At 68.0% G+C, this 12,191-nt stretch carries 13 protein-coding genes and 2 pseudogenes; 4 read left to right on the forward strand and 11 right to left on the reverse strand.

Features of this window, described 5'->3' with window-relative positions; translation table 11 throughout:
• Window positions 1-3: 3 nt before the first annotated feature.
• Window positions 4-417 carry a TetR/AcrR family transcriptional regulator gene (locus tag AB0H61_RS14005; protein WP_357303429.1) on the reverse strand — a complete coding sequence of 138 codons (414 nt, stop codon included), beginning with the start codon at window positions 415-417 and terminating at the stop codon, window positions 4-6.
• 168 nt (window positions 418-585) lie between these two features.
• Here AB0H61_RS14005 and AB0H61_RS14010 point away from each other — a divergent pair.
• Window positions 586-1,698 (forward strand): annotated as a pseudogene (locus AB0H61_RS14010) (cytochrome P450); the annotation flags it as partial.
• A gap of 52 nt (window positions 1,699-1,750) precedes the next feature.
• Here the strand turns inward: AB0H61_RS14010 and AB0H61_RS14015 are convergent.
• Both AB0H61_RS14015 and AB0H61_RS14020 read right to left on the reverse strand, forming a co-directional pair.
• Window positions 1,751-2,131 (reverse strand): DUF5313 family protein, encoded by a 381-nt coding sequence (locus tag AB0H61_RS14015; RefSeq protein ID WP_357303432.1) that lies wholly within the window; start codon window positions 2,129-2,131, stop codon window positions 1,751-1,753.
• Window positions 2,128-2,616, reverse strand: a complete 489-nt coding sequence (locus AB0H61_RS14020; protein ID WP_357303434.1) for a MarR family transcriptional regulator — start codon at window positions 2,614-2,616, stop codon at window positions 2,128-2,130. Before AB0H61_RS14020 ends, AB0H61_RS14015 begins: the two co-directional genes overlap by 4 nt.
• 170 nt (window positions 2,617-2,786) lie before the next feature.
• On the opposite strand from AB0H61_RS14020, the gene AB0H61_RS14025 reads away from it, so the two are divergent.
• On the forward strand, window positions 2,787-3,812 hold the full coding sequence (locus AB0H61_RS14025) for a DUF418 domain-containing protein (RefSeq protein WP_357303437.1): 1,026 nt from the start codon (window positions 2,787-2,789) through the stop codon (window positions 3,810-3,812).
• Window positions 3,813-3,842: 30 nt separating this feature from the next.
• Here AB0H61_RS14025 and AB0H61_RS14030 read toward each other — a convergent pair whose 3' ends face one another.
• Window positions 3,843-5,030: a cytochrome P450 gene (locus tag AB0H61_RS14030; protein WP_357303440.1), complete on the reverse strand. Its 1,188-nt coding sequence runs from the start codon at window positions 5,028-5,030 to the stop codon at window positions 3,843-3,845.
• Window positions 5,031-5,377: 347 nt separating this feature from the next.
• Between AB0H61_RS14030 and AB0H61_RS14035 the strand changes: the two genes are divergently transcribed.
• Window positions 5,378-5,839, forward strand: a complete 462-nt coding sequence (locus AB0H61_RS14035) for a hypothetical protein (protein WP_357303442.1) — start codon at window positions 5,378-5,380, stop codon at window positions 5,837-5,839.
• Window positions 5,840-5,874: 35 nt separating this feature from the next.
• Window positions 5,875-6,030 carry a DUF6131 family protein gene (locus AB0H61_RS14040; RefSeq protein ID WP_357303924.1) on the forward strand — a complete coding sequence of 52 codons (156 nt, stop codon included), beginning with the start codon at window positions 5,875-5,877 and terminating at the stop codon, window positions 6,028-6,030.
• Window positions 6,031-6,110: 80 nt separating this feature from the next.
• On the opposite strand, the gene AB0H61_RS14045 is transcribed toward AB0H61_RS14040, so the two are convergent.
• The 7 genes and pseudogenes from AB0H61_RS14045 to AB0H61_RS14075 all read right to left on the reverse strand — a co-directional run.
• Window positions 6,111-6,788, reverse strand: coding sequence for a phosphoribosyltransferase family protein (locus AB0H61_RS14045; RefSeq protein WP_357303445.1), 678 nt, complete (start codon window positions 6,786-6,788; stop codon window positions 6,111-6,113).
• 143 nt (window positions 6,789-6,931) lie between these two features.
• Window positions 6,932-7,657 (reverse strand): VIT family protein, encoded by a 726-nt coding sequence (locus AB0H61_RS14050; RefSeq protein WP_357303447.1) that lies wholly within the window; start codon window positions 7,655-7,657, stop codon window positions 6,932-6,934.
• Window positions 7,658-7,718: 61 nt separating this feature from the next.
• Window positions 7,719-9,314, reverse strand: coding sequence for a GMC family oxidoreductase (locus AB0H61_RS14055; protein ID WP_357303451.1), 1,596 nt, complete (start codon window positions 9,312-9,314; stop codon window positions 7,719-7,721).
• Window positions 9,315-9,418: 104 nt separating this feature from the next.
• Window positions 9,419-9,940 carry a YdcF family protein gene (locus AB0H61_RS14060; protein WP_357303927.1) on the reverse strand — a complete coding sequence of 174 codons (522 nt, stop codon included), beginning with the start codon at window positions 9,938-9,940 and terminating at the stop codon, window positions 9,419-9,421.
• Between the two features lie 69 nt (window positions 9,941-10,009).
• A complete protein-coding gene (locus tag AB0H61_RS14065) occupies window positions 10,010-10,387 on the reverse strand; it encodes a hypothetical protein (RefSeq protein ID WP_357303454.1) in 378 nt (125 codons plus the stop codon).
• 377 nt (window positions 10,388-10,764) lie between these two features.
• On the reverse strand, window positions 10,765-11,334 hold the full coding sequence (locus tag AB0H61_RS14070; protein WP_357303951.1) for a hypothetical protein: 570 nt from the start codon (window positions 11,332-11,334) through the stop codon (window positions 10,765-10,767).
• A gap of 69 nt (window positions 11,335-11,403) precedes the next feature.
• A pseudogene (locus tag AB0H61_RS14075) lies at window positions 11,404-12,110 on the reverse strand (BTAD domain-containing putative transcriptional regulator); the annotation flags it as partial.
• Between the last annotated feature and the right edge of the window lie 81 nt (window positions 12,111-12,191).

Raw genomic sequence — 12,191 nt, forward strand, 5'->3', positions numbered from 1 at the left:
TCGCTATGTGGTGGCGAAGACGGGAACGACGAATCGCTCGACCAGCGCACGCTCCGTGGCGGCATCGGCTGCGGGCCAGAACAACAATGACAAGACCACCCGGACGATCCACTGGCCGGCGACCGGTTCGCCGTCGGTACCGGTGAGGGTGGTCGCCGCGTCGGCGAGGCGCGGATTGCTCGCCAGGAACCTGTCGACCTCCCGCGGCGAGGTGGCGGTCAGATAGGCCATCGCGACCGGATCGGCACGGACCGCCCGCACGGCGGCGAGGATCGCACCCGCGACCCGCTCGGGCCCGGTGAGTGCGGCGATCGTGCTCCGGATGGAATCGGCGACCCGGGCGGTGGCGCCCGCCAGCACCGCCTCGCGCAGCTGCGATTTCCCTCCGACATAGCGATAGACGGTGGCGCGCGGCATCCGGCGGCGCCGGCGACCTGGTCGATGCTCAGACCGGCCATACCCTTGCGCGCGATGAGATCGGCGGCTGCGGCGTGAATGCGTTCGACCGCGAGGGCGTGACGCTCGCCGCCCGCGAGCCAATCCGGCTGTCCCGGCACGGTGGACTCCGTACATCGGGTCGCGGCCACCGATTTCTACCTGGTGAGCCGCTGGGACCTGGTGCTGGAGGCGACCACCCGGCCCACCGATTTCTCCTCCCACCTCACCGGTGTGCTGGTGCGTCAGCCCGATGGCACGGCCGCCGTCTTCGATATGGATGGCGGGGGACAGGCGGTGCACGTGCTGGCTACCGCCGACGATCCCACCCATATGGCGCACCGCAAGCTGGTGTTGCCGGCACTGGTCGCGAAACGCATCCGGGCACTGGAGCCGACCATGATCGCGAATGTGAACCGGTTGTGGGAGGCCGGTTTCCGCGACGGCGGTATCGAATGGATGTCGGCCATGGCGGACCGGCTGCCGATGACGATGGTGGCCGGACTGATCGGCCTGCCGGACGCGGATGTGCCGCAGCTCGTCGAATGGGGGTACGCCTCCACGGAACTGCTCGGCGGCGTGGTCACCACCGACCGGCTCGGGGCGGTCGTCACCGCCGCCACCGAACTCGCCGGATACCTGCACCACAGGTTCACCGACGCGGTCGCGGCGCCGCGTGCGGATCTGCTCGGCGATCTCGCGAAGGCCTGCGCCGCAGGCGATCTCGACACCGACGTGGCGGTCCTCATGCTGGTGCAATTGGTCGGCGCGGGCGGCGAATCCACCGCGGGCCTCATCGGCAATGCCGTCCGGCTGCTCGCCGCCGATCCCGTTCTCCAGCAACAGCTTCGCGCCGACCCGGAGCTCCTGCCCGCCTTCTTGGAGGAGGTCCTGCGGGTGGAGTCGCCCTTCCGTGCCCACCACCGCCACGTCGTCGCGGACACCTCACTGGGCGGTGTCGCGCTCCCCGCGGGCAGTCATCTGCTGTTGCTCTGGGGCTCCGCCAACCGCGACCCGGCTGTTTTCCCAGATGCCGACCGCCTCTCCTTGGACCGCCAGGTTCAGCGCGGCCACCTCGCTTTCGGTAAGGGCGTCCACTTCTGCGTCGGGGCGGCATTGGCCCGCCTGGAGGCCCGGGTCGCGCCGGAGACCCTGCTCGCCCGCACCGGTTCGTTCGGGCTGGCGCCGAATCCCGATGCCGCCCAGTGGGTACCGAGTATTTTCGTACGCCGCCACCATCGTCTCGAACTGAGCGTCACCTAGGCCGAGCGGCGTCGTCCGAGGCTGCGCCGAGGATCTCGGCGAACCGGGCCGCTCAGTGCGGGTGCTGTGCCGCGTACCGGGCGCGCTCGACCGCGCGCTGCCTGCTCCGCTCCGGATTCTCCAGATCGGCGGGCAGCCCGTGCTTGGCCAATCGGTGCGCGCGGTTCATGGGCATGAAGGCGACGGTGTAGAAGAGGGCGAGTAGCAGGGCGAGCAGGACCATCGAACCGCGTAGCCAGAGTTCGCCGGGGAAGAGCAGGAAGGCCGCGAAGAGCGGGGTGAACGGCACAAGGCCGCGCACGACGTGGCGGGTGTTCGCGTACTTTCCGGTGAGATCGCCGCGGACCCAGTCGAGCATGGAGTCGGGCAGGCGGCGGCCGAAGGCGTAGCCGATCCACTGGATCGGGCCGGGGCGGCGGCGTTCTCGGGTCATGCGCCGGCTCCTGTTGCCTCGGAAGGATCTTCGGTGCGAACCGAATGGCGGGCGGCATCGTTGACGCGGGTGAGTGCCTCGCGCAGCTCTTCCAGATCGGCCAATGTCACCCCGAGTCGCCGCACCACCGCGGGCGGGATCTGCTCGGCCTGCTTGCGCAGTTCGGTGCCCGCCGGGGTCAGGTTCACCACGAGGTTGCGTTCGTCGCGGTGGTCGCGCTCGCGGGTGATCAAACCCGCCGACTCCAATCGCTTGAGCAATGGTGACAGCGTCGGGGAGTCGAGCTGGATGGCCTCTGCGATGGCCTTCACCGACATCGGCGCTTCACCCCACAGCGCGAGCATGACCAGGTATTGCGGGTGGGTCAGGCCGAGTGGTTCCAACAGCGGCCGATAGACAGCCAGCACCGCGCGGTTGGCCACCGCCAGCGCGAAGCACACCTGCCGATCCAGGCGTAGTGGATCGTCGATCTCGGTTTCCATCATTCCTCCCTGGGGTCGTCGCCTAGGTTAGCGTGCGAATAGTTAATGCGTTAAGTATGTGTGGGCGAACTCTCGCCGAGGCCGCCGCCACCTGCGGATTCGTCATGTGGCGCGTGGACGACATCTCGGCCGAGCTACGGCCACACCGCGCCGGTCGTCGATAGCGTGGACGGATGCAGCCAGATATCCCCGCACGCCCGCGCATTCCCGAACTGGACGCGGTCCGCGGGTTCGCGCTGTGCGGCATCCTGGTCGTCGATATCTGGCAGATCACCGGCATGTCCGCGACGGTGTCGCCCGGCGTCATGGACTCGACCCGGCACATGCTCTCGGTGCTCTTCGAGGGCCGCTTCTTCCCGATTTTCTCGTTCCTGTTCGGGCTCGGCTTCTCGCTGTTCCTCGACAGCGCCGCCGAACACACCGACCGCCCGCGACTGGTACTGGCCCGCAGATTGATCGCGCTCGGTGTCCTCGGTCTCGTTCACCACCAGTTCCAGCCGGGCGAGGCATTGCTGCCCTACGCCGTTGTCGGACTGGTGATCCTGCTGCCCGCGGCCGAGCTGTCGCGGTGGATCCTATTGACCCTGGGATTGGCGGGCACCGTCGGCGTCGCGCTGACACTCGGTGGCGGACTCGGTCTGGTGCCGGGTCTGTTCCTGCTCGGAATGGCCGCCGATCGCTTCGGCATCGCCGAAACCCTGCGCGAACGTACCTGGCAGCTCGCCGTGGTCTTCCTGCTCGCGGCACCGGCCGCGGTGGTCGCGGCATGGTGGGAGTATCACGTCCCGTACCTGGACCTCTTGGCCAGCTCGGCCCCGGCGCTCGCCGGTCTGCTCGGCGCGCTCGCCTATCTGACCGGTCTATTGTTGGTGCTGCGCACCGCTTTCGGCGAAGTGTTGTCCGAGGTGCTGCAGCCGATGGGCCGCATGGCGTTGACCAACTATGTCGGCGCCACCGGGCTGATACTCGCCGCCGACCCGCGCCTCGGGCTCGCAGGCTCGACGAACTACGAGCTGCTCTTGCTCCTCGCGGCGTCGATCATGGTGGTGCAGGTGATCATCAGCTCGGTGTGGCTGCGCTGGTTCGGCCACGGTCCGCTCGAATGGGTATGGCGCTGCCTCACCTGGTGGCAGCCGGTGCCGATCCGGCCTCGCGGCGCCGAGCGCGCGGACTCGCTGGGCCTGCCGCGCCGTTGGTGACCCGGACGCGGGGCCGACCGGATCGGCCGATCACGCGAGGTGCACCGGCAGCGTGAGCGGACCGCGGTGGCGGAATCCGGAGCGCCAGCGGATATCTCCCTCGGAGATCGCCAATGTCGTCGCGGGCCAGCGGGTGAACACATGGTCGAGGGTGGCGGCGGTAATGGTGCGCACCAGTGCCGCGCCCAGGCAGGCGTGCAGGCCGTGACCGAGGGCCAGTTGCGGATTGCGCCGCCGGGTGAGATCCAGTTTATTGGGGCTGTCGATGAATTCGGGGTCGCGGTTCGCCCCGGCCAGGCACAGCAGCACGGTATCCCCGGCCCGGATGACGTAGTCGCCGTAGTGCATATCGACGGTGGCGAAGCGCGGTCCGGCCAGCACCTGCGGGGAGAGGTAGCGCAGCAATTCGTCGACCATCGGTGGTTTGTTCCTGCCGGTGCGCAGCACCCGCAACTGGTCCGGACGGGTGAGCAGGGTCAGGATCGAGCCGGCGATCAGGTCGACGAGCACCTCGTACCAGACGAACAGCAGGTAGAACAGCAGTCCGTGGAGCTCGTCGGCGGTGAGTGCGGCGTCGTCGTGCGCGGCGACGAGTCGGCCGAGCATGGTGTCGGCCGGTGCGGTCCGCGCGCGCTCGATCGCCGCGGTGATGATCGTGCGCATCGTGGCGAGGGTGTCCCGCGCGCGGGGCGGCGTGACGCTGCGTAGCGGGGTGGAACTCGATAGCAGGGTGGAACTCGCCCAGCCGTGCAGCGCCTCGCATTCCGGGTCGGCCAGACCGAGTAATTCGCCCAGTACGGCGGCGGGCAGTGGGATCGCGAAGCGTTCGACCAGATCGACGGTGGCATCGGAATCCAAGTCCTTGGACAGGGATTCGATCAGATCGGGGGCGTGCCGGGTCCACTCGGCGAGCTGCCGTGGCGATAGTTCGCCGGTGACGAGCCTGCGCAGTCGCGCGTGATCCGGTGGCTCGGCGACAAGCAATGTGTCCAGCGGCGGCGGCACCGCGAACCCCCGGTAGTCGCGTGAACCCGCCAGACGCATATCGGTGGATAGCCGATCGTCCAGTAGACCGGAGCGCACATCCGCGTAGCGGGTCAGCAGCCAAGCCGGTGGACCGTCCGGGGTCCGGACTCGATGCACACCGCCGTCCCGGCGTAGCCGGTCCAGCACCGGCCATGGGTTCGCCGCGAACCCGGCATCGAAGATCTCCCGCACCCTGGTCCCCCATTCATCTTGTCCGGCAATACGTCTCAGCGCGATCGGTGCGCACCAAACTACTCCGCATCCGCGACGGTCGCCGCGCGGCCCGTTGCGAGTCCGCGATCGCGAACGACTCCGACGTACCGGTCGGTTCGTTCGGTGTCGAAGTGGTCGCCGAACCGGGTGCGGACTGGACGGTCATTCGGCGCGGACTTATTCGGATCGCCTCGTTCGAAACAACAGTGTCGGTTACTCGGCGAACCGCCGAATCCGGTCCGGTCCAATTTTGGAATCGAGAGTTTGGCATCCGGAGCGCTGGGAATAGCGAATTTGTCATACAACTTCAGCGCAACGGGATTGTCATGATCATTATCATCGGACTCCTGGTCCTGCTCGCGGCGGTAATCGTCGGTGTTGCCGGAGTCGCGGCCAATACCGGCGAGGTACGCACTTCGACCAGCGATTTCGGGGTCTTCGACTATCACTTCACGGCTTCGGCCGGCGAATTGTTCCTCTACGGGATGGCGGTCGGCGCCATCGGCATGCTCGGGTTGAGCATGCTGCTGATCGGCGTCTGGCGGTCCTCGCGGCGCGGTGCGGCGGCCCGCCGCGAACTGCGGCAGTCCCGTCGGGACGCGGCCGCGGCCCGCCGCGATGCGCCGCCACCACAGCCTGCCCAGCCGAAGCAATCGATACCGGCGCCGACGACCGGGCAGAAGCCGGTCTGGAGCCTGAATCGGTTCCTGCCCGACCGGCAGCGGTCCGGCGCGCCGGAGGCGCGGACGTCGAGCCGTACCAAGACGGAAACACCCGCCGCGAAATGACGATCGCCCTCCGATCGTCGGAAAGGATTGAGATCATGATTATTCTCGGATTAGTACTGCTGGTGGTCGGCTGGTTGACCGGAATCGGGTTGCTCGTCACCGTCGGTATTATCGTCCTGATTATCGGCGCCGCGCTGATGATCGCCGGTTCGGTCGGGCGTCCGGTCGGTGGCCGCCGACACTATTACTGAGGCACAACATAACGCCCTCGACGGCTGACCGTCCACGGCAATCCGGCGGCGCCGCACTCTACGGGTCGGCGCCGCCGGTCTTATCCGACCGGGGGTGTGGCGAGGTCGGGCGCCGCGCGAAATCCGTCGGCAGCGCGGTTCAGCAGGCGGTTGATTTCGGGATCGGTGACATCGCCGAATTGCTGATACCACTGGGCGATCGAGTGGAACAGCCCCGGGGTTTCCAGGCAGACGACATTGTCGACATGCTTGGCCAGCACCCGGATCGCGCGCGGCGAACCGACAGGTACGGCCAGCACCACCCGGCTCGCGCCTTGCGCGCGGGCGGTCGCACAGGCCGCCTGCGCGGTGGCACCGCTCGCGACACCGTCGTCGACGATGATTGCGGTGGTGCCGGCCAGGGGGATCGGAGCGTGTGTGGCGCGATAGCGCAATGCGCTGCGGGACAGCTCTTCTCGGGCTTCCGCTTCCACCCGCCGCTGCTCGGTCGCGGAAACAAAGGCGCGCACGACGATTTCGTCGTCGATGACCCGAATCCCGTTCTCGCCGATAGCGCCGAATGCCAGCCGGGGCTGGAACGGGACGGCGAGTTTGCGCACCACGGTGACATCGAGTCGTGCGCGCAGTGCGGCGGCAACCTCGTACGCGACCGGAACACCGCCGCGCGCCACCCCGAGCACCACTACATCGGAACCGCGAAATCCGCTCAGCCGCTCGATCAGTCGGCGGCCGGCATCGCAGCGATCATGGAAAGGCATGTCGGTCCTCCTCAGTCGAGTACCGCGGCGAATGGAGCCACGCCATCGGGACTCGTCGAGGACTCGTACTCTACGCCCCTTACCCGGCGACACGCAGATTCGCGGGGAGCACGATAGCGCGGTGAAACGACCTCGAGGAGGTCTCAGATCCCGGCGACATCCGCGAGTTGCCCGATGCCGTAGGTCACCCCCATGGCCAGGGCGCCGCCGAGTACCACCCGTATCACCGCCCGTGCGCGGTTGCTGCCGCCGAGGCCGGCACTGACCGATCCGGTGGCGGCGAGCGCGATCAGCACCGCGGCGAAGGTCACCGGGATGCGGGCGGTGACCGGCGGCACCAGGATCGCGATCAGTGGCAGCAGCGCGCCCAGGGTGAAGGCCACCGCCGAGGAGAACGCGGCCTGCCACGGATTGGTGAGCTCATGCGGGTTCAGCCCCAGCTCGGCCTCGGCGTGCGCGGTGAAGGCATCGTGGGCGGTGAGTTCTTCGGCCACCGTGCGCGCCGTCTCCGCCGAGAGGCCCTTGGCCTGGTAGATCCCGGCCAGCTCGGCGAGTTCGGACTCCGGCTCCTCGCGCAATTCCGTGCGCTCCTTGGCCAGTAGTGCCCGTTCCGAATCACGCTGTGTGCTGACCGAGACGTACTCGCCGACCGCCATCGAGATCGCGCCCGCGGTCAAGCCCGCGATACCCGCGGTGAAGAGGGCGTCGGTGCTGGTGGTCGCCGCCGCGACACCGACGACCAGACCCGCCGTGGAGACGATGCCGTCGTTCGCGCCGAGTACGCCGGCCCGCAGCCAGTTCAGCCGGGACGCCAGCCCCTCGGCATGCGGCTCGTGGGGATGCCTACCGGTGGGGGCCACACTGGTCATGAGCCGCACCCTAGCCGCCCCCGCTGACCCGCCGCTATCGTGGCGCGGCCGGAACCGGTGCTCAGCTCGTCGGGACGCGAAGGGCGTCGGCGAGACGGACCGCGAGGGCGACGATGGTCAGGGTCGGGTTGGCATGGCCGGTGGTGGGAAAGACGGAACTGCCCGCGATATACAGGTTCTCCATCCCGTGCACCCGGCAGTCGGGGTCGACGACACCCGCGCGCGGATCCGCCGACATGCGGGTGGTGCCGGTCGGATGGGCCCAGTCGGTGAGCCGCGGTGTCAGAGCGCTATCCGCCACGGCCCAGTCGTACAGCGTGGGCGCCGGGTATCCGAGCCGCGCGAACTCCGCTACCGCGAGTGCGGCCGCGCGGCGGACGGTGGCGTCCTCCTGCGCGTGCACCCGCCAGTCGATCCTGGCCAGTGGCACGCCGTGGCGGTCGGTGCGGTCGGTCAGGGTGACCCGGCTGTGCGGGCTCGGTGCCTGTTCGACCATGCAGCGCAACTCGATTCGGTCCAACTTGTGCGGAAGTCCGGTATGGCGGATGAGTCTGCGCCGCGCACCGTCGAGCAGCAGTCCGGAGTTGGCCAGCGCCACCTTCGCGTCGTGCCGGTCGCCGCGTCCGCGCAGCAGCTGTTTCACCGACTCCCACGGATCGTCCTCGGCGGGCACCTCTTGCAGCCACAGCGCGCAGTTCAGCAGACCTTCGGCCCGCTGCACGGCGGGGGCGAGCGCGACGCCGTGCAGAAAGGTGTGCTTGCCCTGCTGCGTCTTCACGACGTACTTGCCGAATCGCTCCAGTGCCTCACCCGCCCGCGCGGGCGCCAATTCGCCGACCGCGCCGCAGCGGTGGTCCATCAGATATCGCCCGACCATGTCGTGCCGGTTGCCGACGCCCTCGGGCCGCACCCGGCGCGAAGCCAGTAGCAGCCGCGGCGTGCAGATGCCGCCTGCCGCCAGCACCACCCGCGCGGCGCGCACCGATCGTGGGCGCAGATCGGCGCCCACGACCCGCAACGACTCCACGCGGGCGCCGTCCGGATCGGTGTCGATATGGGTCACCGTGGCATTGACGAGCACCCGGACACTCGGTGCCACAAGATCTTTCACGTGCGCGCCGAAGCGTTTGCAATCGAACGGATCTGCCGGGTCCCGGCTGATCTGCCAGAAGTACGGGCGGAAGCTGTTCTGGTTCAAGGAATCCCGTGGTCGAGGACGACCAGCGAGCCCCCAGAAGGAGTCGTCGGTGAAACCACTGCCGACGCCGATGCCGATGTGGCAGGCGGCGCGCTCCAGGTACGGCTCCAGATCCGTCGCACCGATCGGCCAGCCCGAGTCGGAAACCCATGGTCTGCTGCTGAAATCGAGATCGTCGAGTAGCCCGCAGCGCCCGCTCCAGGTATGCGAATTGCCGCCGAGGATTCGATCGCCCGCGACCCGATCCGACTGGGCACGGCGCGCGCCCACGCTGTCGATATCGTTCAAAGCGTTGACCTCATCGGACATTTCGAGGCCGCCGCTCTCCAATACCAGCACCCGCAGCGGTGCATGGGCCAGTTCGGCGGCGATGGTCAGCCCGGCCGGCCCGGATCCGACTATGCAGAGATCAGCGGTCAGTTCGTCATCGGTTACCGCACGCAAATCATCGATACGCATCAAGCGGTCCTCCCTGCGCCCAACCACCCCGGCGCCGAACCCACCATCCCCGGGCTCACGCGTCTCGTTCACTCTATGAGGTCGGCGCGGTTTTCATGTGCTGTTCAACAACCTCGGCTCAGGAACGCCCGCGCGTACCCGGCCGACTGCCGGATATACATCCAGGTCCAGAATCCGAGCCCGGACTCGCTGGGGCTGGCCACCATCGTCAACTCGCCGTCGAAACATTTCGACACGATGTAGCGTGCCCGCGACACATGCGGTGTGTAGGTCACCACGATGATGTGCTGCCATCCGAATATCCTTGCCCTGCGGCCGATCTCGCGTGCCTCACCGTCGGTGGTCCAGGGATCGGGGAGGAAACAGCTGACGGTGAAATCGAACTGCCCGGCGCAGTATTTGTCCATGACGGTGTCATCGAGTCCGGTGGACCGCGAGATCAGTAGTTGCGGTGCGTACCCTCGGCGCGCCAGATCGAGACCGACGTCGAAGCGTTCGTAGGCGGTGCCGCCCAGGACCACGATCGCGTCCGCGCGGCGCAGGGGATCGGTCTGCGGGTGCACGTATACCGGCCGACCCGCCAGCCCGAGCAAGGCGATCAGGGCGATCGCCACACCGCACAGCAAACCAGCTCGTCGCAGGCCGGGCACGCTTCCGACGATACCGAAAACCGTTGCTATCGAGCGTGACCCGGCTCAGTGCCGAACCCGGCGGGGCAGCCGCACCGGTATCGGATGCGGCATCACCTTGCGGTGGATCAATTGCAGGATCATCAGCAGGCCCGTCGAGAGCGCGCAGGTCAGGTAGTCGCCGAAGAGGAAAGCGAGCACGGCAAAGCCGCCGAAGAGCGGTATTTCGATCAGGGCGCACCAGGCGAGAATTCGTAGTCGGGTGGCATTGCTGTCCAGCCAGCGCACCCCGTCGTCGATGATCTCGCCCGCCGTCACTCGGCACACCATGCCGTCGCCGACCTGGACGAACCGATGTACTGCCTCATCCCGGGTCAACTCGCCGAGCCATGCCCGATCGATCAGTCGCTTACCCTCCTCGGCGACCTCTCTGACCGTATCCATGCGACCCCTTCCGGCTCTCTATCCGGGGGAGAAGTCTATGACGCGCGTACCGGAGTTCCTAGAGGTGATTCCGGCCGCCGCAACCGTGTCCGTACCGGGATGCTCGACCACCGCCGGACCTACCACGCGGCGACTCGAAGCAGGCCGGTCGCCGCGATGCGCGCCACCTCCATGACAACGTCGAACCGGGCGACCGGCACCGGAACACGGCGATACGACCTGGGTACCCCTCGCACCCAAGTCGATCGGCATGCCCGCCCCGATGGCCTCCCGTTCCATCGGTCGGCATTCGCACCGACCGCATACAGTGACAGATCGTGATCGGCGCCCGATAAACGCCCGATAAATATTGCCGTCCGGTAGTTTTCGGCGTCGTCCTACCGGTTGGCGTCGAACAGGGTGGCCGCCGGGGTATGCGCCCGGCCTTCGCGGAGCCGAATCCCGTTGTGCTGGGTCACCCTTACCGCATCCGCGCCGAGTTTCCGCTTGCCGGACAGGCGAGTTCGCAGTTGGGCGGCACGCTCGTCGACGGTGGTCGCGATTGCGCCCTCCGGGATCGACAGCGACCGGAGTAAGCCGCCGAGTGCGTCGCGCGGTGAGGTCGGCGCCTGGTCGACGCCGTGCAGGTCGACATACAACTGCCCGTCCGGAAAGTGTTCGCGCACCAGATGTGCGACGTGCAGGGCGAGCGTGGTCTTACCGATCCCGCCCAATCCGCCGACCGCCGAGATCACTACCGTGCGTCCGTCTCCGGTCAATTGGGCCGCGAGCGCGTCGACTATTCGCTCCCGGCCGGTGAAATCGGCGATATCGGGCGGTAATTGAGCGGGGATGAGCGCCGCCGGCCACGTGCGAGCCGGTACCGATTCAGGTGGTGCCGGGGTGTCGGGCAGGTTCGGAGCCGCGTACCGCCCGCCGGTGCCGTCTGCCCATCGTGGTGGCGGCATATCGGCGCGCAGGATGCGCTCGTGCGCGGCGGTCAGCTCCGGGCCCGGTTCGATGCCGATGGCGTCGATGAGATCCCGCCGGGCGCGGGTGAAGACATCGAGGGCCTCGGCCTGTCGTCCGCTGTATAGAGCGCCGTCATCAGCAGCGAGCGAAATCGTTCGCGCATCGGATAGTCGGCGATCAGCGGGCCCAATTCGGCGACCGCGTCGGTGCCGCGGCCCAATTCGATATCGAGGGCGAGTCGGTCCTCCAGGATCGCCAGCCGCCACTGCTCCAGCCGGGTCCGTTGCCGCTCGGCATAGGGGCCGGGCAGTCCGCTCAGCGCGGGGCCGCGCCAGTGGCCCAGTGCGGTGATCAGCGCCTCGCGAGCCACGGCGGGATCCTCGGCGCGATATCGCTCGGCCGTCTCGACCAGCCGCGCCACCCGCGCGATATCCGTCGACTCCGGCGGAATCCGCAGCCGGTACCCGTCGCCGACCGAGACCAGTACGGTGGACGGTCCGCGTGCGACGCGCTGCGGTTCCAGTACCCGGCGTAGCTGGGCGGCGTGTGTGCGCAATGCGGCGACGGCGCGCGGCACGGGGTCCTCGCCCCAGATGCCCTCGACCAATTCCGCGGCGGGCACCGATTTTCCGGCGCGCAGCAGCAGTGCTGTCAAGACGGCACGACGCTGTGGTGGTCCGAGATCGAGCGGCGTCTCCCCGCGCCACCCGCGAACCTCGCCCAAAACGACAAAACGCACTAATCGACCTCCCGGACCAGGGATTTTACGCACATACCTACGGGTCGGTCTTGTCTATTCTTCGATTATCCGGCGTGATGTCATCGGGATCGCGGGGTTCGGGGATGCGGCGAT

The sequence above is a fragment of the Nocardia sp. NPDC050710 genome, assembly GCF_040654375.1.
Lineage (GTDB): Bacteria > Actinomycetota > Actinomycetes > Mycobacteriales > Mycobacteriaceae > Nocardia.

Excerpts from the sequence above, each read along its gene's own strand:
- AB0H61_RS14005 (WP_357303429.1), bottom strand. The coding sequence starts at position 417 with ATGCCGCGCGCCACCGTCTATCGCTATGTCGGAGGGAAATCGCAGCTG.
- AB0H61_RS14015 (WP_357303432.1), bottom strand. The coding sequence starts at position 2,131 with ATGACCCGAGAACGCCGCCGCCCCGGCCCGATCCAGTGGATCGGCTAC.
- AB0H61_RS14020 (WP_357303434.1), bottom strand. The coding sequence starts at position 2,616 with ATGATGGAAACCGAGATCGACGATCCACTACGCCTGGATCGGCAGGTG.
- AB0H61_RS14025 (WP_357303437.1), top strand. The coding sequence starts at position 2,787 with ATGCAGCCAGATATCCCCGCACGCCCGCGCATTCCCGAACTGGACGCG.
- AB0H61_RS14035 (WP_357303442.1), top strand. The coding sequence starts at position 5,378 with ATGATCATTATCATCGGACTCCTGGTCCTGCTCGCGGCGGTAATCGTC.
- AB0H61_RS14040 (WP_357303924.1), top strand. The coding sequence starts at position 5,875 with ATGATTATTCTCGGATTAGTACTGCTGGTGGTCGGCTGGTTGACCGGA.
- AB0H61_RS14045 (WP_357303445.1), bottom strand. The coding sequence starts at position 6,788 with ATGCCTTTCCATGATCGCTGCGATGCCGGCCGCCGACTGATCGAGCGG.
- AB0H61_RS14050 (WP_357303447.1), bottom strand. The coding sequence starts at position 7,657 with ATGACCAGTGTGGCCCCCACCGGTAGGCATCCCCACGAGCCGCATGCC.
- AB0H61_RS14055 (WP_357303451.1), bottom strand. The coding sequence starts at position 9,314 with ATGCGTATCGATGATTTGCGTGCGGTAACCGATGACGAACTGACCGCT.
- AB0H61_RS14065 (WP_357303454.1), bottom strand. The coding sequence starts at position 10,387 with ATGGATACGGTCAGAGAGGTCGCCGAGGAGGGTAAGCGACTGATCGAT.
- AB0H61_RS14070 (WP_357303951.1), bottom strand. The coding sequence starts at position 11,334 with ATGCCGCCACCACGATGGGCAGACGGCACCGGCGGGCGGTACGCGGCT.